The sequence below is a fragment of the Alloyangia pacifica genome (genome assembly GCF_020524285.1).
Lineage (GTDB): Bacteria > Pseudomonadota > Alphaproteobacteria > Rhodobacterales > Rhodobacteraceae > Salipiger > Salipiger pacificus_B.
The window spans coordinates 173480-192984 of sequence record NZ_JAIVKX010000009.1 but is presented as its reverse complement, the minus strand read 5'-3'; the positions used below and the strand labels follow the sequence as shown (position 1 = coordinate 192984).

At 68.9% G+C, this 19505-nt stretch carries 17 protein-coding genes; 7 read left to right on the top strand and 10 right to left on the bottom strand.

The features are described from left to right. Positions 1 to 91 precede the first annotated feature (91 nt). Positions 92 to 385 (bottom strand): DUF1330 domain-containing protein, encoded by a 294-nt coding sequence (locus tag LC039_RS14165; RefSeq protein ID WP_226625288.1) that lies wholly within the window; start codon positions 383 to 385, stop codon positions 92 to 94. Between the two features lie 463 nt (positions 386 to 848). Between LC039_RS14165 and LC039_RS14160 the strand changes: the two genes are divergently transcribed. The 7 genes from LC039_RS14160 to LC039_RS14130 all read left to right on the top strand — a co-directional run bounded on the left by LC039_RS14160 (position 849) and on the right by LC039_RS14130 (position 10782). Next, positions 849 to 3641, top strand: coding sequence for a bifunctional aconitate hydratase 2/2-methylisocitrate dehydratase (locus LC039_RS14160; RefSeq protein ID WP_226625287.1), 2793 nt, complete (start codon positions 849 to 851; stop codon positions 3639 to 3641). A 229-nt stretch (positions 3642 to 3870) separates the two neighbouring features. Beyond that, positions 3871 to 4902: an AraC family transcriptional regulator gene (locus LC039_RS14155; RefSeq protein WP_226625285.1), complete on the top strand. Its 1032-nt coding sequence runs from the start codon at positions 3871 to 3873 to the stop codon at positions 4900 to 4902. Positions 4903 to 5116: 214 nt separating this feature from the next. Continuing rightward, a complete protein-coding gene (locus LC039_RS14150) occupies positions 5117 to 7153 on the top strand; it encodes a primary-amine oxidase (protein WP_226625283.1) in 2037 nt (678 codons plus the stop codon). Positions 7154 to 7156: 3 nt separating this feature from the next. Further along, the gene (locus LC039_RS14145) at positions 7157 to 7672 is read left to right on the top strand and encodes a hypothetical protein (RefSeq protein ID WP_226625282.1); all 516 of its coding nucleotides are present in this window, start codon (positions 7157 to 7159) and stop codon (positions 7670 to 7672) included. Positions 7673 to 7721: 49 nt separating this feature from the next. Next, the gene (locus tag LC039_RS14140; protein ID WP_226625280.1) at positions 7722 to 8660 is read left to right on the top strand and encodes a tripartite tricarboxylate transporter substrate binding protein; all 939 of its coding nucleotides are present in this window, start codon (positions 7722 to 7724) and stop codon (positions 8658 to 8660) included. Continuing rightward, positions 8653 to 9288, top strand: a complete 636-nt coding sequence (locus LC039_RS14135) for a tripartite tricarboxylate transporter TctB family protein (RefSeq protein ID WP_226625277.1) — start codon at positions 8653 to 8655, stop codon at positions 9286 to 9288. The genes LC039_RS14140 and LC039_RS14135 overlap by 8 nt, the downstream gene beginning before the upstream one ends. A 9-nt stretch (positions 9289 to 9297) precedes the next feature. Beyond that, entirely contained in the window at positions 9298 to 10782 is a 1485-nt protein-coding gene (locus LC039_RS14130; RefSeq protein WP_226625276.1) for a tripartite tricarboxylate transporter permease, read from the top strand. A 35-nt stretch (positions 10783 to 10817) separates the two neighbouring features. Here the strand turns inward: LC039_RS14130 and LC039_RS14125 are convergent, their stop codons facing one another. From LC039_RS14125 to rsxA, 9 genes are all read right to left on the bottom strand, one after another. Further along, positions 10818 to 12413, bottom strand: coding sequence for a BCCT family transporter (locus LC039_RS14125; RefSeq protein ID WP_226625273.1), 1596 nt, complete (start codon positions 12411 to 12413; stop codon positions 10818 to 10820). A gap of 504 nt (positions 12414 to 12917) precedes the next feature. After that, a complete protein-coding gene (locus LC039_RS14120) occupies positions 12918 to 13904 on the bottom strand; it encodes an FAD-dependent oxidoreductase (protein ID WP_226625271.1) in 987 nt (328 codons plus the stop codon). Between the two features lie 41 nt (positions 13905 to 13945). Continuing rightward, positions 13946 to 14203, bottom strand: a complete 258-nt coding sequence (locus tag LC039_RS14115) for an RnfH family protein (RefSeq protein ID WP_226625269.1) — start codon at positions 14201 to 14203, stop codon at positions 13946 to 13948. Further along, complete coding sequence (locus LC039_RS14110) at positions 14200 to 14922, bottom strand: electron transport complex subunit E (RefSeq protein WP_226625254.1); 723 nt, start codon at positions 14920 to 14922, stop codon at positions 14200 to 14202. The genes LC039_RS14115 and LC039_RS14110 overlap by 4 nt, the downstream gene beginning before the upstream one ends. After that, on the bottom strand, positions 14922 to 15575 hold the full coding sequence (rsxG, locus tag LC039_RS14105; RefSeq protein ID WP_226625251.1) for an electron transport complex subunit RsxG: 654 nt from the start codon (positions 15573 to 15575) through the stop codon (positions 14922 to 14924). Before rsxG ends, LC039_RS14110 begins: the two co-directional genes overlap by 1 nt. After that, the gene (locus tag LC039_RS14100; protein WP_226625249.1) at positions 15572 to 16654 is read right to left on the bottom strand and encodes an RnfABCDGE type electron transport complex subunit D; all 1083 of its coding nucleotides are present in this window, start codon (positions 16652 to 16654) and stop codon (positions 15572 to 15574) included. Before LC039_RS14100 ends, rsxG begins: the two co-directional genes overlap by 4 nt. Further along, positions 16651 to 18183 carry an electron transport complex subunit RsxC gene (gene rsxC, locus LC039_RS14095; protein ID WP_226625246.1) on the bottom strand — a complete coding sequence of 511 codons (1533 nt, stop codon included), beginning with the start codon at positions 18181 to 18183 and terminating at the stop codon, positions 16651 to 16653. The genes LC039_RS14100 and rsxC overlap by 4 nt, the downstream gene beginning before the upstream one ends. Next, the gene (locus LC039_RS14090) at positions 18183 to 18761 is read right to left on the bottom strand and encodes an RnfABCDGE type electron transport complex subunit B (protein ID WP_226625244.1); all 579 of its coding nucleotides are present in this window, start codon (positions 18759 to 18761) and stop codon (positions 18183 to 18185) included. Before LC039_RS14090 ends, rsxC begins: the two co-directional genes overlap by 1 nt. 56 nt (positions 18762 to 18817) lie before the next feature. Further along, entirely contained in the window at positions 18818 to 19399 is a 582-nt protein-coding gene (gene rsxA / locus LC039_RS14085) for an electron transport complex subunit RsxA (protein WP_226625241.1), read from the bottom strand. Between the last annotated feature and the right edge of the window lie 106 nt (positions 19400 to 19505).

Below are 19505 nucleotides of genomic sequence, written 5' to 3'. Positions count from 1 at the left end.
TGCGTCAAGCCCGATGGCGCGGCGCCGAGACGAAAGCACGCGGCCCCCGTCGCCGGGAGCCGCGTGCGGATGGCAGCGTTTGGGGGAGCGCTCAGCCCAGATCGCCCTCGAAGATCACCAGCTCGCGCGTCGCCGCCTTCATGGCAAAAGCGCGGGCGGCCTGGTACTCGGGGTCGTCGTAGCAGGCCCTGGCTTTGGCGAGGCTCTCGAATTCCACCAGCAGGATCCGAGACTTGTCGCCGGCCTCGAGCAGCGCGGGTGCGTGGTCGCCGCGTCTCACTTTCGCGCCGTACCTGGCGGCGACGGGGGCCCAGAGACGGCCGTACTCCGCCTGCGCCTCGGGGTCGGTCACATCGGTGCCGAGCACCAGCCAATAGCCTTTCATGGGGGGGCGTCCTTCGTTCTTCGGATCGTGGTGAATGAGGCCAGCCGGGCGCGCACGAGGAGGGGGCTGCCCGCAGCGCGCGGAGGCTGATCGTTGCGCGGACTGTGGCCGCGGGCGGTTTGGCCGTCAAGCGTGCGCAGAGCGGCGGCGGCCCAAGGGGCGCGCTGTGTCGGATCAGTAGCGCGCCGCAGCCTCGGACGTCCGCCGGGGGAGGTGACGGCGGGCGTTGGCACGTAGGTACGCCTATACCTTGGGCGCGCCGCTGCGGGACGCCCCTGAGAGGCACTTTCGTACTGGTGGACAGCAGGCTTCCGCCCCAGTGTCGCAAGGCGATCTGCTATTCGCCCTTGCCAGCATTCCGCCACTGGTATACTGCCGCATACAATAAGCCGACCGCCGTTCGCCGGACGTCCTCGCCGCCCGGTGCTCCAGCTTAATCCAACATTGAACCGTAGGGATCGCCATGAGCTTGTACACCGATTACCTGGCCGAAATCGAAACGCGGAAAGCCGAAGGTCTGCACCCGAAGCCGATCGACGATGGCGCTCTGGTCGCAGAGCTGATCGCGCAGATCGAGGACACGGACAACGAATACCGCAAGGACTCGCTCGAGTTCTTCATCTACAACACTCTGCCCGGCACCACCAGCGCTGCCGGCGTGAAGGCCGACTTCCTCAAGAAGATCATCCTCGGCGAGGCCGTGGTTGCGGAAATCACCCCCGCCTTCGCCTTCGAACTGCTGTCGCACATGAAGGGCGGCCCCTCGGTCGCGGTGCTGCTCGACCTCGCGCTCGGCGATGACGCGGCGATCGCCGCGCAGGCCGCCGAGGTGCTGAAGACCCAGGTGTTCCTCTACGAGGCCGACATGGAACGGCTCGAGTCCGCCTACAAGGCCGGTAACGCCGTCGCCAAGGACGTGCTGGAAAGCTACGCGAAGGCCGAGTTCTTCACCAAGCTTCCTGACGTCGAGGAAGAGATCAAGATCGTCACCTACATCGCGGCCGAGGGCGATATCTCGACCGACCTGCTGTCGCCGGGCAACCAGGCGCACTCGCGCTCGGACCGCGAACTGCACGGCAAGTGCATGATCTCGGAAGCGGCACAGAAGGAAATCGAGGCGCTGAAGCTGCAGCACCCGGACAAGCGCGTGATGCTGATCGCCGAGAAGGGCACCATGGGCGTCGGCTCGTCGCGGATGTCGGGCGTCAACAACGTGGCGCTCTGGACCGGCAAGAAGGCCAGCCCCTACGTGCCCTTCGTCAACATCGCCCCGGTCGTCGCGGGCACCAACGGCATCTCGCCGATCTTCCTGACCACCGTGGGCGTGACCGGCGGCATCGGTCTCGACCTGAAGAACTGGGTCAAGAAGCTCGACGAGAACGGCAAGCCGATCCTCAACAACGAGGGCAACCCGATCCTCGATCAGAAGTACTCGGTGGCCACCGGCACCGTGCTGACGATCAACACCAAGGAAAAGAAGCTCTACAACGAGGCCGGCGACGAAGAACTGGTGGATGTCTCCTCCGCCTTCACCCCGCAGAAGGTCGAGTTCATGAAGGCCGGCAGCTCCTACGCCGTGGTCTTCGGCAAGAAGCTGCAGACATTTGCCGCCGAGACGCTGGGCGTTGAGCCCGCGCCGGTCTACGCACCGTCGAAAGAGGTGTCGGTCGATGGCCAGGGCCTCACCGCGGTCGAGAAGATCTTCAACCGCAACGCCGTGGGCAGCACGCCGGGCAAGACCCTGCACGCCGGGTCGGATGTGCGCGTGAAGGTCAACATCGTGGGCTCGCAGGACACCACCGGCCTGATGACCAGCCAGGAGCTCGAGGCGATGGCGGCCACGGTGATCTCGCCGACCGTCGACGGCGCCTATCAGTCCGGCTGTCACACCGCCTCGGTCTGGGACAAGAAGGCCCAGGCCAACATCCCGCGCCTGATGAAGTTCATGAACAGCTTCGGCCTGATCACCGCGCGTGACCCGAAGGACCAGTATCACGCGATGACCGACGTGATCCACAAGGTGCTGAACGACATCACCGTGGATGACTGGGACATCATCATCGGCGGCGACAGCCACACCCGCATGTCGAAGGGCGTCGCCTTCGGCGCCGACTCCGGCACCGTGGCGCTGGCGCTGGCGACCGGCGAGGCGACCATGCCGATCCCCGAGTCCGTGAAGGTCACCTTCAAGGGCAAGATGGCCGATCACATGGACTTCCGCGACGTGGTGCACGCCACCCAGGCGCAGATGCTGGCGCAGCACGGCGACAACGTCTTCCAGGGCCGCGTCATCGAGGTGCACATCGGCACGCTGCTCGCCGACCAGGCCTTCACCTTCACCGACTGGACCGCGGAGATGAAGGCCAAGGCCTCGATCTGCATCTCCAACGACGAGACGCTGATCGGCTCGCTGGAGCTGGCCAAGCACCGCATCCAGGTGATGATCGACAAGGGCATGGACAACGCGGCGGGCACGCTGGCGGGGCTGATCGCCAAGGCCGACAAGCGCATCGCCGAGATCCGCTCGGGCGAGAAGCCCGCGCTGACCCCGGATGCGAACGCCAAGTACTTCGCCGAAGTGGTGGTCGACCTCGATCAGATCGTCGAGCCGATGATCGCCGACCCGGACGTCAACAACGCCGACCCGTCGCGCCGCTACACCCACGACACCATCCGCCCGGTGTCCTACTACGGCGCCGAGAAGAAGGTCGACCTCGGCTTCGTCGGCTCGTGCATGGTCCACAAGGGTGACATGAAGATCGTCGCGCAGATGCTGAAAAACCTTGAGAAATCTCAGGGCAAGGTCGAGTTCAAGGCGCCGCTCGTGGTGGCCGCGCCGACCTACAACATCATCGACGAGTTGAAGGAAGAGGGCGACTGGGAAATCCTGCAGAAGTACTCGGGCTTCGAGTTCGACGACCTCTTCCCGAAGACCCAGAACCGCACCGAGTACGAGAACATCCTCTACCTCGAGCGTCCGGGCTGTAACCTGTGCATGGGCAACCAGGAGAAGGCTGCCAAGGGCGACACCGTCCTGGCCACCTCGACCCGCCTGTTCCAGGGCCGCGTCGTGGAGGACAGCGCCGAGAAGAAGGGCGAGTCGCTGCTCGCCTCGACACCGGTGGTCGTGCTCTCGGCCATCCTCGGCCGCACGCCGAGCGCCGAGGAGTACAAATCCGCGGTGGACGGCATCGACCTGACCAAGTTCGCACCGCCGGTCGAGGTTCCCGGAACCGCGCGTTCGGTGCACTTCTGATCATCCGCCGCCCCGGCAAGGGGCAGTGTGACATCGCGGCGGCGGGGGCTTCGGCTCCCGCCGCCTTTTTCATGGTCGACTGTTTGGTTCATGGCCGACTGTTTGGCCGCCTTGATTGCCGGGCAGGGCTGCAACACGGCGCATCGCTTGGCTTGCCCGGCATGAGTGGGGGTGGGATAGTGCCGGAACCCGCCATTCCTGATCCGTTCAGTCCCGAACCCGCGCCGCCATGACCCTTCCCAGACGCCCGCCCGACGACCGGCCCTTCGTGCGCGCCACCGCGCTCGCGCCGGTGCTGCGGCATTTCGAGGCGCGGGGCGAGGACCTGGGCGCGATCCTGAAGGCCGAGGGCCTGGCCCCCGGCGCGCTGCGCGATCCCTACGAGGAAATCCCGCTCGCCGCCTACCTGCGGCTCTTCGAGGCCGCCGCCCGCGCCGCGCATGACCCGGTGCTCGGTGCGCGCCTCGGTCGCTCGATCACCCCCGCCGACCTCGGACCCACCGGGCTGCTGCTGGCACAATCGGCGACCCTGCGGCTTGGCATGACGCGTTTCCTCGGCGCGCTCGCGGCATTGCAGAGCGCCACCGAAATGATCTTTTCGCACGAGCCGGACGAGAACGGCTGGCACAGCATCAGCTACCAGATCCGTGGCGCCGCCAAGTCGTCGGGGGCGCAGGACGCCGAGTTCTCGCTGTCCTCGCTGTGCCAGCTTCTGCGCCAGTCCTTCGACCGGGGCTGGTCGCCCGCCGAGGTGCATTTCTCGCACGCGCCCTCGCGCCGCCCCGATCTTCTGGAGCGGCTCTTCGGTGCGCCGGTACGCTTCGAGCAGAGCGCCAACCGGCTGCTCTTCGGCGAGGAGGGGCTCGACACCTTGCGCCGCACCGAGGACGCCGGGCTGATCGCGGTGATCGAGCGCCATGTCGCCGATCTCGTGCGGGCGCAGGATCCGGAGATGAGCGTCGCCGAGCGGGTGCGGATGATTGTCAGCCGCAACCTCGGGCGGGCGCCGGTGGACCTGCCCTCGGTCGCCGGGGCGCTCGGCATGGCGCCGCGCAGCCTGCAGCGCCACCTCGCGCAGGAGGGCACCTCGCTGCGCGCCCTGGTGCAGGCCGAGCGCCGGCAGATCGCCGAGCAGCAGCTCGCCCGGCCCGGTGCCCGGCTGAAGTCGGTGGCGGCGACGCTGGGCTATTCCGACGAGACGGTGTTCTGGCGTGCCTGGCGGAACTGGACCGGAGAGGCCCCCTCGCGCAGCCGCAGCTAGGCGACTCACCGCGCCGGGACGGGCGCGGGGAAAACCGGCCATTCGCAGTCTGCCAGCGTTGTGCACATCGGGTGCGACAAATCGCCCAGCAAAGATGCGGCCGGGAAACAGGTTTCGCGCGCGCCGTGCCAGAACGCGCTCTTTGGCTCCTTCAATCGACGTGCTGCGCGCCATTTGGCGCAAATTATCGAATTTATGGCGCATCTCGCAATAGATGCACCGCGTCCGTCTCTTCAGCCTCTTGCACAACCGCGACACCCGAGAGGACGAGATGACCGACACCATCACCGAAACCCCGCCCGCCGAGGCCGCCGCAGCGCAGACCGTCAAGCACCCGCTGGACCCGATTACGGCGACCGAGATCACCACGCTGAAGGCCGTTCTGGAGGCCGCCGGATTTGCCGGGGAGAGCATGCGCTACTCCTATGTCATGCTGCGCGAGCCGGCCCGCGAGACGCTCGCCGCCTTCACTCCCGGCGCCGCCATCCCGCGCGAGATCGGCGTGCTGGTCACCGACCTTGCCGCCGGGGCGCTGACCGAGGTCATCGTCGACGTCCCCGCGAAGACGATCATTCACCAGCGCAGCCTCGATCCCAAGGTCGACGGCTGGGGCCCGGTGCTCGACGAGGATTACGTCGCCGCCGAGGAGATCGCCAAGGCCGATCCGCGCTTCGTCGAGGCGCTGGCCAAGCGTGGCATCACCGACCTCGACACCGTTTTCTGCTGTCCGCTCTCGGCCGGCGTCTTCGGCTTCGAGGAGGAGGAAGGCCGCCGCATGCTGCGCGTGCTCAGCTTCCAGGCGCCGAGCGCCGAGGCGATCCACGCGCTCTGGGCCCATCCGATCGAGGGCGTCGTCTGCCACGTCGACCTCACCGAGCGGAAGGTGCTGCGCTTCGTCGACACCGGCTTCCCCACCGTGCCCGCGCAGAACGACGACTACCTCGATCCGGCGATCGAAAAGCGCGAAACGATGAAGCCGCTCAACATCACCCAGCCGCAGGGCGGGTCCTTCACCATGGAGGACAACGTGCTGAGCTGGGAGAACTGGAAGGTCCGCGTCGGCTTCAACGGCCGCGAGGGGCTGACCCTGCACGACATCCGCTTCAAGGACGGCGACCGCGACCGCTCGATCCTGAACCGCGCCTCGGTGTCGGAGATGGTGGTGCCCTACGGCGAGCCGCAGCCGACGCACGAGTGGCAGAACTACTTCGACGCGGGCGAGTACCAGTTCGGGCGTCTGGCGAACTCGCTGGTGCTGGGCTGCGATTGCCTGGGCGAGATCCACTACGTCGACGCCACCGTGGTCGATGACTTCTGCAACCCGATGGAGATCAAGAACGCCGTCTGCATCCACGAGGAAGACTTCGGCACGCTCTGGAAGCACACCGACATCTTCACCGGCCGCTCCGACGTGCGCCGCCAGCGCCGTCTCGTGGTGTCCTTCTTCGTGACGGTCGGCAACTACGATTACGGCTTCTACTGGTACTTCTACCTCGACGGGAAAATCGAGCTGGAGTGCAAGGCGACCGGCATCGTCTTCACCTCGGGCCGCCCCGAGGGCGACTATGAATGGGCCACCGAACTGGCGCCGCAGCTCGGCGCGCCGCAGCACCAGCACATGTTCTCGGCGCGGCTCGACTTCGCCATCGACGGGCTGAAGAACCAGGTGGACGAGATCGACGTCAAGCGCGTGCCGATGGGCAAGGGCAACCCGGTGGGCAATGCCTTCACCCGGCAGATCACCCGGCTCGAGACCGAAGAGGACGCGCAGCGCGTCGCCCGCAACGAGCTGGGCCGGGTCTGGCGCATCTCCTCGGCGGAGGCGACCAACTACCTCGGCGAGCCCACAGCCTATGTGCTGGCCCCCGAGGGGCTGCCGCTGCTGCTGGCGGATGACGAGGCCTCGATCACCCAACGCGCGGGCTTTGCCACCAAATCGCTCTGGGTCACGCAGTTCGACCGCGACGAGATGTGGGCGGCGGGCTACACGCCGAACCAGCATCCGGGCGGTGCGGGGCTGCCGGCCTACGCCGCGGCGAACCGTTCGGTGGATGGCGAGGACATCGTGGTCTGGCACACCTTCGGCCTGACCCATTTCCCGCGCACCGAGGACTGGCCGGTGATGCCGGTGGATTACGCCGGCTTCAAGCTGCGCCCCGAGAACTTCTTCGACCGCAACCCGACGCTGGACGTGCCCAAGGACCCGAACGGCGCGCAGTGCTGCCGGTCGAACAAGATCGCGGCGGAGTAAGCGATGTCCGGCTGGCACCTCTCCCTGCTGGCCCTCGCGGCGCTCGGCACCCTGGCCTGCATGGCCGGGGCAAGCCGGGCGCAGCGCGGTGCGGCGCTGGCCTCGCTGGCTGCCATGGCGCTTGCCATGGCGGGCGGCACCCCGGGGCTGGTGCTGGGGGCAGGGGCCTTGCTGGCGCTGGTGCCGCTCGCGGCCCGCGGCGCAGCCCCAACGCTCTGCGCGCACCGGGCGGCGTCGAACCTCGTGATGGCCCTCGTGCTGGGGGCGCTCTTTGTCCTCAACGGCAGCGCCCTCTGCGCCAGCGGCGCCATTCCGCTGCTGTCGGCGCATGGTCTCACCCGCCTGCCGATGCCGGGGCCGGACCTCTACCTGCAGGGGGCGGCGCTGGCGCTGGCCCTCTACGCCGCCTTCGCCCTGCTGCTGAGCCTGCGCGCGGTTCTCACCCGTGACCTCGCCCGGCTGGGCGAGATCGCCCCGATGACCCTGGCCACCGCCGGCATGGGCGTGGGCTTCGCCTGAAGACGACCCGAAGAAGAAAACCAAGAAACCGATCCAACAGGAGACAGACATGACACGCATTGCCCCTCTCGCCCTCACCGGCGTCCTTGCGGCCCTCCCCGTCGCAGCCCTCGCGGAATACCCGGAAAAGCCGGTGGAATTCGTCATTCCCTTCCCGCCGGGCGACCTCGAGGATATCCTGACCCGGATGATCGCCGACGAATTCCAGAGCGAATATGGCGTCGCCGCCGCGGTGGTGAACAAGCCCGGTGGCGGCGGTGGCCCGTTCCCCGGCGCGGTCGAGGTGGCCGGTGCCCCTGCGGATGGCTACACCATCGGCTCTTTCGTGTCGGACGTGCCGCTTTCGGGCCCCGAGATCGGCATCCCGCAGCTTTCGCCGAACCCCTTCGACCCGATCGGCATCTTCGTGACCTATCCCTTCGTCATCGCCGCCGCCGGAGATGCGCCCTATGCCACGCTGGACGAACTGGCCACCTACGCGCAGGACAATGATGTCGCGCTCGGCCACTTCGGCGCCATGCTGACGCCGACGCAGATCACCTTTGCCGTGGCGCAGGCCAAAGGGTTCGACTTCGCCTATGAAAGCGCCTTCGACGCGCTCGACTGCAACACGCTGGCCTCGGGCGACGTGGACGTGATGAACACCACGCTGCAGCAGGTCTTCCCCTGCCTTGATGACATCAAGGTGCTCGCCTCGATCGGGTCGGAACGCATCCCGCTGACCCCCGACACGCCGACCGTCGGCGAGGTGGTGCCCGAATTGAACCTCGCGCTGTGGAACGGTCTTTTCGTGAAATCGGACGTACCGCAGGAGGCGCGCGACAAGATCGCCGCCGTGGCCGAGAAGGTCATGGCCTCGGAGGCCGCCAAGAAGCTCGCCGCCGACACCGGTGCGCTGATCTACTGGCAGGACGCGGCGGAGTCCGAGGCGCAGCTCGAGGCCGACATGGCCGCGCGGGCAAAGATCGCCGAGCTGCTCGATGAGTGACCGGCTCGCCAAACCGGTGCCGGGCGTGGACATTCCTCCACGCCCGGGCCAGCGCACCGGCACGCGCTTTCAGCGCGTGCTGCGCACCATCAGCCTGCGGCAGGTCAGCGGCGGTCCGCGCCGCGCCGCCGGGCCGGGCGAGGTGATCTTCGCGGCGGGGTTCTTCGGCCTGTCGCTGCTGCTGCTCCTGCTGCTGCCGTTCCAGACCGACTGGCTGTCGCGCACCAAGGTTTTCGTGCAGCCTCGCTTCTGGCCCGCGGTGGCGATCCTGGCCATGCTGATCTTTTCCGGCGGCCACCTGCTGCGCGCGCTCGCCGCGCATCCCTCGGGCGGCGCCTGGGACGAGATCAAGGGCTGGCTCCGCCCGCTGGAATTCGCCCTGTGGTTCCTCGCCTACGTCGAGCTCGTGCCCTGGGCCGGCTACCTCCTGTCGACCATTCTTTTCACCTGCGCGCTGAGCTGGCGGCTCGGCTACCGGTCGCTGCGCTGGATGGGCGTCGCGACGCTCTTCGCGCTCGGCACCGTGCTCGTCTTCCGCAGCCTGCTCGGCGTCAACATCCCGTCGGGCGGGATCTACGAGCTTCTGCCGCCGGGCGGCTTCCGCTCCTTCCTGATGACCCGTTTCTGAGGCCCCGCCATGGACATGCTCCTTTCCGGCATCGGCATGCTGATGCATCTCGACGTGCTGCTGGCCCTGCTGATCGGCTCGGTGGGTGGCGTCATCATCGGCGCCATCCCCGGCGTCGGCCCGGCTGTGGCCATCGCCATCCTGCTGCCCGCCACCTTTGCCCTGCCGCCGCTGGTCGGCCTGGTCATGCTACTCGGCATCTACGGCTCGTCGATGTTCGGCGGCGCGCTGCCGGCGATCCTGATCAACACGCCCGGCACGGCGGTCAACGCGCTGACCACCTACGACGGCCACCCGATGACCAGGCGCGGCGAGGCGCTGAAGGCGCTGGGGCTGGCCTATGGCGCCTCCTTCGGCAGCGGCATCCTGTCGATCCTCGCGCTGATCCTGCTCTCGCCGGTGCTGGCCAAGGTCGCGCCGATGTTCGGCTCGAAGGAGATCTTCCTCGCTGCCCTGCTTGGCCTCGTGCTGGTGGTCATCGCGCACCGCGGCCAGGCGCTGGCGGCGGGCATGCTGGCGGGCTTCGGCGTTTTCCTCGGCACCGTGGGACTGGAGCCGCTGAAATACACCCAGCGTTTCACCTTCGATCAGCCTTGGCTGGCCTCTGGCTTCGACTTGATCGTCGTCGTGCTGGGGCTCTTCGCGCTGAGCCAGGCCTTCCTGCTGCTCTCGGGCCCCGAGGAGGCGCCTGACGCCAAGCCGATCAAGGGCTCCATGGCCCGCGCCATGCGCCGCACCTTCGGCCACAAGCGGCTGGTCGCGGCGGGCACCGGTTTCGGCGTGCTGATGGGGATGATCCCCGGCGTCGGCGAGTTCACCGCGCAGTTCCTCAGCTACACCTACGCGCAGAAGACCTCGAAGACCCCCGACGCCTTCGGCAATGGCAGCGAAGAGGGGCTGGTCGCCTCGGAGGCGGCCAACAACGCCGTGCCCGCCGCCGCGATGATCCCGCTCTTGGCGCTCGGCATCCCCGGCGAGGCGCTCACCGCCATGATGCTGTCGGTGTTCTACGTGCACAACGTGATCCCCGGCCCGCAGCTCTTCCAGGGGCAGATCGATTTCGTCTACGCGCTCTATGTCGCGATGATCCTGCTCAATGTGATCGTGGTGCTGTTCATGATGGTCTCGTCGAACCTGCTTCTGAAAATCATCCGCATCCCGACGCGGTTCCTCGGGGTGATGATCCTGACGCTGAGCTTCGTCGGGGTCTACAGCCTGCGCAACTCGATCAGCGACTGCATCATCGCGGCGGTCTTCGGCTGGATCGGGCTGATCCTCAAGCGGCAGGATCTGCCGCCGGTGCCGATCATCCTCGGTCTGGTGCTGGGCGGGATCATGGAGACCAAGTTCCGCCCGGCCATGGCGCGGGTCGAGGTCTTTGCCGACTTCTTCCAGCGCCCGATCGCGGCCTTCCTCGGTGTGGCGATCCTAGCGCTGGTCGTCGGCCACCTTGCCGCGCTGCGCCGGCAAGCGCTGGAGCGGGCCGAAGCCTAGGCGTCAGTGGTCCGGGCCCAGCGGCCCGGACCAAGTCAGGCGCCGCTTGCAAGGTGGCGCAGCACCGACAGGAACATGAGCGCCAGCACCGCCGAGAAGGGCAGGGTCATCACCAGCATCGCATCGCGGATCGCGCCGATGCCGCCGGCGGCGATGATCGCCCCGGTGAGCGCGGCGATGACCACGGCCCAGAGCATCGAGTGCAACGGCGTCTCGCCCTGCGGGCTGCCGCCGGCCCCGATCGACTTGATGGCAATGATCGCGGCGGTCGAGGAGGCCATGATCAGCACCAGGAAGAGCAGCGTCAGCACGGCGGTCATCAGCACCGCGCCCGTCGGTCCCAGCATGACGTTCACCGCGGCGACGATGCGATAGGCGTGCTCGGCCTGCAGGATCGTGCCGCCGGCGCGGCCGTCGATCTCCATCAGCAGCGCCGAGCCGCCGGTGCCGGAGAACCAGGCAAAGCACATCAGCGACGGGCCGAGCATCGCGCCGAGGATGAACTGCCGCACCGTGCGCCCCTTGGAGATGCGCACCAGGAACAGCCCGACGAAGGGCGCGAAGGCAATCCACCAGGCCCAGTAGAAAATCGTCCAGTCGCCCTGCCAGAGGTGCCGCGCGCTGTCCTGCACCGGATCGTACAGCGTCACCATCTGGCTGGGCAGCGTCTGCACGTAGCGCAGCAGGCTCGTCACGAAGACCCCGATCACCCGTGCGCCGCCGCCGAAGACAACGAAGACCGCCAGCACCACGAAGGCCAGCGCGATGCCGCAATGCGAGGTCCATTTCACCCCGCGCTCCAGGCCCGAGACGATCGAAGCGATGGTGGCGGCGATGGCCAGCACCAGCGCGGTCAGCAGCGCCACCAGCGGCGGGTTGCCCGCCTGGTCGGCGAAGAAGGGGCTGCCGGTCAGCTCCGACAGCCCCGAGCAGATGTGCTCGAGCCCGAGCACGATGGTCGTGGCGATGCCCGAGACCGTGGCGAGGATGGCCAGCACGTCGATCACGTCGCCGAGCCGGCCCTCGAGCCGCTTGCCGATCAGCGGCTCCAGCGCCGAGCGCATGGTCAGCGGGTGGCCGTTGCGGTGGCATGAAAGCCCGAGCGCCAGCCCGACAATCACGTAGCTGCTCCAGGCCGAGAGCCCCCAGTGGAAGAACACGAAGCGCATCGCCGAAGGCAGGGTCTCGGCCTGCGCCGCGGGCAGGGCGCCGCCTAGCGTGTCGGGGTTAGTCAGGAAATCCGAGACCGGCTCGCTCACCGAGAACACCAGGATCCCGATGCCGATCCCGGCGCAGAACATCATCGCCAGCCACGAGAAGGTGCCGATCTCGGGCCGCGCCCCGGGCGGGCCGAGCCGCAGCCGGCCCGAGACCGGCAGGCAGACGACGGTCAGGTTGAACAGCACGAAGCCCGACAGCAGGTAGATGTACCAGCCCGCGAAGCGCGTCAGCACCAGATCCTTCAGCATCTGAAGCTGCTGCGTGGCCAGCGCCGGGGCCAGCAGGATCAGCAGCATGAGCAAAGTGATCAGGACCTTGGCAGTGATCGAGACCGCCGGGTTGAAGCCGCGGTAGAATCCGGCCGGTACGGTCCGCAGCTGCAATTGCGCTGTCTGGGTGTCGCTGGGCATGAAAGGGCACTCCTCGGGGCATGGGGCGGCAGTCGACCGAGCCCCGCGCGGGATCGGCGCGGAGCAGGCCCTTGGAGGGACCGCCGGAAAAAGGGCTTAGGGTCGCGCCGCGCGCAGGGGGGCAGAAGGCGCGGGCACGTCTCGGATCGAATGTGCTGCCAGCCTGAGGGGGAATTGTTGTGAGACTATTTGAAAACGCGCATCAGGCGCGCCGTCTCGGGGAACAGAGCTGCGTGCAGCATGGCGCCCGGCGCCAGAGGGGCGCTTTGGTCTGGGCGCGCGCGTTGGCCCTACGGCCGTCAGCGGTCACGACGTCTGCAAGGTCAGCTTAGACGTCAGGCTCACTGCGAGAGGCCGGACGACCGGAAAGACGGCGCGGGATGCGGGTCCGGGACGCGCACAAACGCATGCGGCGCGGCATACGCGCGCTCCGTCACGCGATCGGAACATGGGCAGCGTCTCTGCAACGGCACCTTCCCAGAGGTCGGAAATCCGGAGCTTGGCCTAGACTGACCCGCCCGGCCCCGGTGTCGCGCCCTCGAGCGTGCGCCGGGCGCCCTTGCGCGCATCGCCGAGGATCACCGCGTCCGCCCGTTGCAGCGAGCGGCCCGCAGCATCGCAGGGGCACCAGCCCGAGCCATCCGTCAGCCCGGCGATCCGGGCCAGCGGCCCGGCGCTGCGCGGGGTGACGAAATTGACCACATCGGCGCGCAGCCGTCCGGCGTCGGTGTCGATACGGCCGCTCTCGGCGTCGACGCCGGTCACCTGCGCCCGCTGCCACGTGGCCTCGATCCAGCCGCCGCGCCGCGCGGTGGCGGCGTGGAAGCGTTCGGCCAGCGCCCCGGTGTCGCTGCCGTCGAGCACGGTCAGCCGCGCGTCGGGGCGCGCGCGCCGCAGCCAGGCCGCCAGCACCAGCGCCCGGTCGAGCGCCACCTCGGGGTGGCTGATCTCGCGCGGCAGGCGCAGCACGACGTGGCCGCGCTCGGACAGGGCGCCGAGTTGCGCCGCCAGCCGCTGCGCCTCGCGCGCGCTGCCCCAGGCGGCGGGCCAGCGGTGGCGGGCGGTGGCATCGAGGCCGGGGAGCCCCTCGTCCACCGCCGCCGTGCCTGGGGCCAGCATCACCCGGTCGAAGGCCATCCGGCGCCCGCTGAACAGTTCCAGCCGTGCCGACCGCCAGTCGATCGCCGCCGCCTCGTCGAGCAGCACGCCCACCCCGGCTGCATCCAGCTCGTGCAGGGTCACGCCGGCTCCGGGCTGGCCGAAGGCGCCGGGGGCGGAGCCGCCGAGACGTGTCGGATCGCGCTCGATCAGCAGAACCTCGGCAGCGGGGTCGCGGTGGCGCAGCCGGAGCGCGGCCATGGCCCCGGCGGGACCGCCGCCAATGACCAGCGTGCGGGCACGGCCCAGCGACGGAAGCAGACCCGCCACGCCGAGCGCCCCTGCGCCGGCGAGCAGGGAGGTGGTGAAACGTCGACGTGTAAAGGGTTGCATTCGCGTCTCCTTTTGCGTGTTCTGGGATGCGACGGGGCGGCTCATTTCTTCTTCTCCAGAAGCTCGGCGTCGGGGTGGATGGGGCGGTAGATTTCGACCCGGTCGCCCTCCTTCACCGGCTTTTCCAGCTTGGCGATGGCGCCGAAGATGCCGACCTTGTTGACCGCGAGGTCAAGCTCGGGGAACTCGCCAAGCAGCCCCGAGGCCTCGATCACCTCGCGCACCGTCGCGCCCTCGGGCACCTCGAGATTGCGCCAGATCTGCGCGGTGGGCCGGGCGTAGGCGATGCCGACATTCATGACGTCTCTCCTTCCTCGGGCCGGGGCAGCACGCCCACGGCGGTGAAGCTGCGCGCGGCGCGGGCGGTCTCGGCCGCGCTCGCGGCGCGGCGGCGGCTGTCGGCCAGAGATTTGAGCGCCAGCAGGAAGCCCAGCACGATGAAGCCGCCCGGCGGCAGGATGAGCAGCAGGAAGCCCTGGTAATCGGGGATCACCACGGTCTCGAGAAACCCGAAGCGCGCGCCCAGCAGCACCGAGGCATTGGCGAAAAGCGTGCCCGAGCCGAGCACCTCGCGCAGACCGCCCAGCACGGTCAGCGCAAGGGTGAAGCCGAGCCCCATCATCAATCCGTCGAAGGCGGAGGCCAGCGGCGCCTGCTTCGAGGCAAAGGCCTCGGCCCGGCCGAGGATGGCGCAATTGGTGACGATGAGCGGGATGAAGAGGCCGAGCACCTTGTGCAGGTCGTGCACCCAGGCGTTCAGTGCCATGTCGACCACGGTGACGATGCAGGCGATGATCAGCACGAAGGCGGGGATGCGGATCTCCGGCGTGATCGCGCCGCGCAGCAGCGACACCGCCAGCCCCGAGGCGACCAGCACCGCCGTCGTCGCCAGCCCCATGCCGAGCCCGTTGGTCGCCGTGCCGGTCACCGCCAGCAGCGGGCAGAGCGCCAGCATCTGGCCGAAGACGATATTGTTGTCCCAGAGCCCGTCGCGGGCGATCTTGCGGTACTGCGCCATCAGCCTCTCTCCTCTGCGTCCAGCGGTGCGAGCAGCGCCGCGCGGTTTGCCTTGAACAGCGTCAGCCCCCGGTGGACCGTGGCAACCACCGCGCGGGGTGTGATCGTGGCACCCGAGAACTGGTCGAACTGCCCGCCGTCCTTGCGGACCTTCCAGCCGTCGGGCGCGGGGCTCTGAAGCGATTTTCCGGCGAAGCCCTTGACCCAGTCGCTCTTGGCGGTCTCGATCTTGTCGCCCAGACCCGGCGTCTCGGCATGGGCCAACACGCGCACGCCAAGCAGCGTGCCCTGCGCATCGAGGCCGATCAGCACGCGGATTGCGCCTCCATAGCCGTAGCCGGTGAGCGCGAAGGCCAGCGCGGAGACGTCCGCGCCCTCGGCGCCGACGTAGACCGGGATCATCTCTTCGCCGTCCAGCATCTGCCGCAGGCTGGTCGTCGGGTCGTTGTCGTAGCTGGCCGGCGGCATGACCTGCGCCAGCGAGGCGTAGAGATCCTCGGTCGCGCGGGTGGCGATGGCATCGCGGGTCAGATCGTCCGACAGCGCGAGGATCAGCGCCGTGCCCAGCGAGAAGAGCGCCAGCAGCAGCCCCGGGGCGAGGGGCGAGGTCTTCAGCGCCGAGAGGCGCGACGGGTCGGGCGCAGTATCGGTCATGGCTTTTCTCCCGCGCTGGCGGCCAGCGGCAGCGGCTTGCCCGAGCGGGTGCGCCCGAAGATCCGCGGCCGCACGTAGGTGTCGATCAACGGCGTCACCGCGTTCATCAGCAGGACGGCAAAGGCGACGCCCTCGGGGAAGCTGCCCCAGACCCGGATAACCCAAATCAGCGCGCCGATCCCCGCGCCGTAGATCGCCCGCCCGGCGGTGGTCACCGGCGCGGTGACGTAGTCGGTGGCGATGAAGAAGGCGCAGAGCATGGTCGCCCCCGAGGTGAGGTGGAAGAGCGGCGGCACGAAGTGGTCCGGGTCGATCAGCCAGGCCGCGCCCGACAGCGCGAAGATTGTGCCCAGAACCGCCAGCGGCGTGACGAACTGGATGATCCGCAGCAGCACCAGGCACAGCCCGCCGATCAGCAGCAGCAGCGCGCTGGTCTCGCCGAGGCTGCCCGCCATCAGCCCGAAAAACTGGTCGTGCAGGCTCGCCATGCCGCCCAGGATCTCAGGCATCGGCCTGCCTGCATCGAGCTGGCTCTGCACCTGGCCCAGCACCGAGGCGCTGGACATGGTGTCATAGCCCGGCGCGTGGCCGAAGGTGATGCGCAGCGCGTCGGCAAGGCCCGGCCCGTCCTTCAGCCCCATGGGCGCCACCCATTGCGTCATCGGCACCGGCAGGGCGATCAGCAGCATGGCGCGGGCGACCATGGCGGGGTTGAAGAGGTTCTGTCCCAGCCCGCCGAACACCTGCTTGCCGATCACGATGGCGATGAAGGCGCCCAGCACCCCGACCCACCACGGCGCCCAGGGCGGCAGGGTCATCGCCACCAGCCAGCCGGTCAGCAGCGCCGAGCCGTCTGTCGCGAAGGGCAGCACCGGGCGGCCCGCGATCACCAGCGACAGCACCTCGAAGACCAGCGCCGCGGCCAGCGTCACGGCAAAGAGCAGCATGGCCGGCCAGCCGAACTGGTACAGCCCGAAGCCGGTCGCCGGGGCAAGGCAGACCATCACCGCCACCATGGTGCGCGGCACGTTGAACATCGAGTGGAAATGCGGCCCGCTGGCCACCTGCGGCAGTCTCATTTCACCACCTCCCCGCCGGGCTGCGTTGCAGCTTCCGCCGCCTCGCGCGTTTTCTTCGCGGCCATCTCCGCCTTGCGCTTGGCCATGGCGGCGCGCTTGGCCTCGGCGATGGCCGCCTCGCGGGCGCTGCGCGCGGCGGCGAGGCGCTTGGTCTCTTCCTGCTGGTGCTTGCGGGCCTGCTTCTCGGCCAGCCTGCCCTTGGCGAAGTTGAAGCCCTGCACCAGCGCGATGTTCGACGGGCAGATGAAGGAGCAGCAGCCGCAGGAGACGCAGTCGAGCAGCCCGACCTCCGCCGCCCCCTCGAGGTCATCCGCCTGGATCCGCGCGTTCAGCTCGAAAGGTGTCAGCCCGCAGGGGCAGGCCTGCACGCAGGTGCCGCAGCGGATGCAGGGCATGGCGGCGCTGCGGTGGGTCTCGGAGGGGCTCAGCGCCAACACGCCATTGGTGCCCTTGACGATGGGCACGCGCAGGTTGGCGACCGGCTGGCCCATCATCGGCCCCCCCAGAAGCAGCTTTTCCGGCTCCCCGCTCAGCCCGCCGCAATGGGCGATGAGGTCGGCCACCGGCGTGCCGATCAGCGCCCGGACGTTGGCGGGCCGCGCGATGCCGCGCCCCGAGACCGTCACCACCCGCGAGATCAGCGGCTCGCCGTAGCGCACCGCCACATGCACCGCATGGGCGGTGGCGGCATTATGCACCACGATCCCCAGTTCGGCGGTCAGCGCGCGGGCAGGGGTCTCCTGTCCGGTGACGGCTTTCACGAGGTGCTTCTCCGAGCCCATGGGGTATTGCGTCGGCACCACCTTCACCTCGATGGGGTGCCCCATGCCGAGGTTGTGGCGGCGCATGGCGCTGGCGGCCTCGGGCTTGTTGGACTCCACCACCACGATGATCCGCGCGACGCCGAGCGCCCGCGCCATGATGCCCGCGCCGTCGGCGACCTCTTCGGCGTGCTCGCGCAGCAGCCGGTCGTCGCAGGTCAGGTAGGGTTCGCATTCGGCGGCGTTCAGGATCAGCGTGTGCAGCGGGTACTTGCCCCGCAGGTTCAGCTTCACCGCCGCCGGGAAGGTCGCCCCGCCCATGCCGACGATGCCGGCCTCGGCGACGCGGGCGGCGATTTCCTCGGGGGCGGCATCCTCGGGGCGCAGGCGCGGCAGGCGCGGGCCCCAGCGGTCCTCGCCATCGGGGCGCAGCGTGATGGTGGCCACCGGCAGGCCCGAGGGGTGCGGCGCCGGGAAATGCCCCACGGCGATCACCTTGCCCGAGGTCGGCGCGTGCAGGTTGGCCGAGACCGGCCCGCGCGCCCGCCCGATGAGCTGGCCCTTCAGCACCGTGTCCCCCTGTTTCACCAGCGGCGCGGCGGGCGCCCCGATGTGCTGCTGCAAGGGTACGCGGATCAGCGCGGGCAGCGGCATCGCCTCGATGGCCGCCCCGGCGCTGAGGAACTTGCGGGTCTCGGGATGCACCCCGCCGCGGATCGAGAACAGCGTGCCGGGGGATTTCAGCGCGGAGAGCGAAAAGCGGATCATCACGACAGCCCTCCGGCGGATTGCGCGAAGGGCTGCGCCGGTTTCTCCCAGAACCAGCCCTGCAGCGTGCGCGGCTTGCGGCGGTGGATGATCGCCTCGGTCGGGCAGACCTCGACGCAGGCGTCGCAGCCGATGCAGGCATCCCAGACCACCGTGTGGATCTGCTTGGCGGCGCCGACGATGGCGTCGGTCGGGCAGCGCTTGAAGCACTTGGTGCAGCCGGTGCAATGGTCCTCGAAGATGAAGGCGACCATGGGCTCGGCCTCGGCCAGCCCCGACAGGTCGGCGCCGCCCGCCGCGCCGCAGCCGCAGTCGCTGCCGGTGACATCCGCGAGTTGCAGCGCCACGTCGCGCCCGCCGGGCGGGCAGAGCGTCACCGGTGCGCTGCCCTCGGCCACCGCCTCGGCGGCGCCCCGGCAGCCGGCAAAGCCGCATTGGCCGCAGTTGGTGCCGGGCAGCAGCTGCTCGATCTCGTCGACGATGGGCGGGGTCTCGACGTGGAACTTCCGCGCGGCGGCCCCCAGCAGCAGGCCGAGGCCGAGACCGAGGGCGGACATCGAGGCGGCGGCGGTGATCATCTCTTGGTGCTCCCTTGCAAGGTCAGTGCGGCGGCAGGGTCGGTTGGGCGGCAGGGTCAGTTGGGGACGAGTCCGGCGAAGCCCATGAAGGCCATCGACAGCAGCCCCGCGGCGATGAAGGCGATCGGCGGCCCGGCGAAGGGCGCAGGCACCGAAAGCTGCGCCAGCCGCTCGCGCAGCCCGGCGAAGATCACCAGCACCAGGCTGAACCCCAGCGCCGAGCCGAAGCCGTAGAGCGCGCTTTGCGCAAAGCCGTGGCCGCCCTGGATGTTCAGAAGCGCCACGCCCAGCACGGCGCAATTGGTGGTGATCAGCGGCAGGTAGATCCCCAGCGCCCGGTAGAGTGTCGGGGCGAGCTTGCGCATCACCACCTCGGTGAACTGCACGATGGCGGCGATCACCAGGATGAACGACAGGATGCGCAGGAACCCGAGGTCGAGCGGGATCAGGATCGCCGTCTCGACGATCCAGCTCGCGATGGCGGCCAGCGTCAGCACGAAGGTCGTCGCCAGCCCCATGCCGATGGCGGCATCGACCTTGCGCGACACCCCCATGAAGGGGCAGAGGCCGAGGAACTTGACCAGCACCACGTTGTTCACCAGCGCGGTGCCCAGCAGGATCATGAAGAACTCTTCCATCGGGTGCTCCGGTCTGAGGAGGGCGGCGCGCAAGCGCGGCCGGTTGCCCAAGGGAGCAGCAAGCGCCGTGCCAAGCGGGGTCGACGGAGCGCAATCGGCCGCGCAA

Coding starts and splice junctions, on each gene's coding strand:
- LC039_RS14165 (WP_226625288.1), bottom strand. CDS start 385: ATGAAAGGCTATTGGCTGGTGCTCGGCACCGATGTGACCGACCCCGAG.
- LC039_RS14160 (WP_226625287.1), top strand. CDS start 849: ATGAGCTTGTACACCGATTACCTGGCCGAAATCGAAACGCGGAAAGCC.
- LC039_RS14155 (WP_226625285.1), top strand. CDS start 3,871: ATGACCCTTCCCAGACGCCCGCCCGACGACCGGCCCTTCGTGCGCGCC.
- LC039_RS14150 (WP_226625283.1), top strand. CDS start 5,117: ATGCACCGCGTCCGTCTCTTCAGCCTCTTGCACAACCGCGACACCCGA.
- LC039_RS14145 (WP_226625282.1), top strand. CDS start 7,157: ATGTCCGGCTGGCACCTCTCCCTGCTGGCCCTCGCGGCGCTCGGCACC.
- LC039_RS14140 (WP_226625280.1), top strand. CDS start 7,722: ATGACACGCATTGCCCCTCTCGCCCTCACCGGCGTCCTTGCGGCCCTC.
- LC039_RS14135 (WP_226625277.1), top strand. CDS start 8,653: ATGAGTGACCGGCTCGCCAAACCGGTGCCGGGCGTGGACATTCCTCCA.
- LC039_RS14130 (WP_226625276.1), top strand. CDS start 9,298: ATGGACATGCTCCTTTCCGGCATCGGCATGCTGATGCATCTCGACGTG.
- LC039_RS14125 (WP_226625273.1), bottom strand. CDS start 12,413: ATGCCCAGCGACACCCAGACAGCGCAATTGCAGCTGCGGACCGTACCG.
- LC039_RS14120 (WP_226625271.1), bottom strand. CDS start 13,904: ATGCAACCCTTTACACGTCGACGTTTCACCACCTCCCTGCTCGCCGGC.
- LC039_RS14115 (WP_226625269.1), bottom strand. CDS start 14,203: ATGAATGTCGGCATCGCCTACGCCCGGCCCACCGCGCAGATCTGGCGC.
- LC039_RS14110 (WP_226625254.1), bottom strand. CDS start 14,922: ATGGCGCAGTACCGCAAGATCGCCCGCGACGGGCTCTGGGACAACAAT.
- rsxG (WP_226625251.1), bottom strand. CDS start 15,575: ATGACCGATACTGCGCCCGACCCGTCGCGCCTCTCGGCGCTGAAGACC.
- LC039_RS14100 (WP_226625249.1), bottom strand. CDS start 16,654: ATGAGACTGCCGCAGGTGGCCAGCGGGCCGCATTTCCACTCGATGTTC.
- rsxC (WP_226625246.1), bottom strand. CDS start 18,183: ATGATCCGCTTTTCGCTCTCCGCGCTGAAATCCCCCGGCACGCTGTTC.
- LC039_RS14090 (WP_226625244.1), bottom strand. CDS start 18,761: ATGATCACCGCCGCCGCCTCGATGTCCGCCCTCGGTCTCGGCCTCGGC.
- rsxA (WP_226625241.1), bottom strand. CDS start 19,399: ATGGAAGAGTTCTTCATGATCCTGCTGGGCACCGCGCTGGTGAACAAC.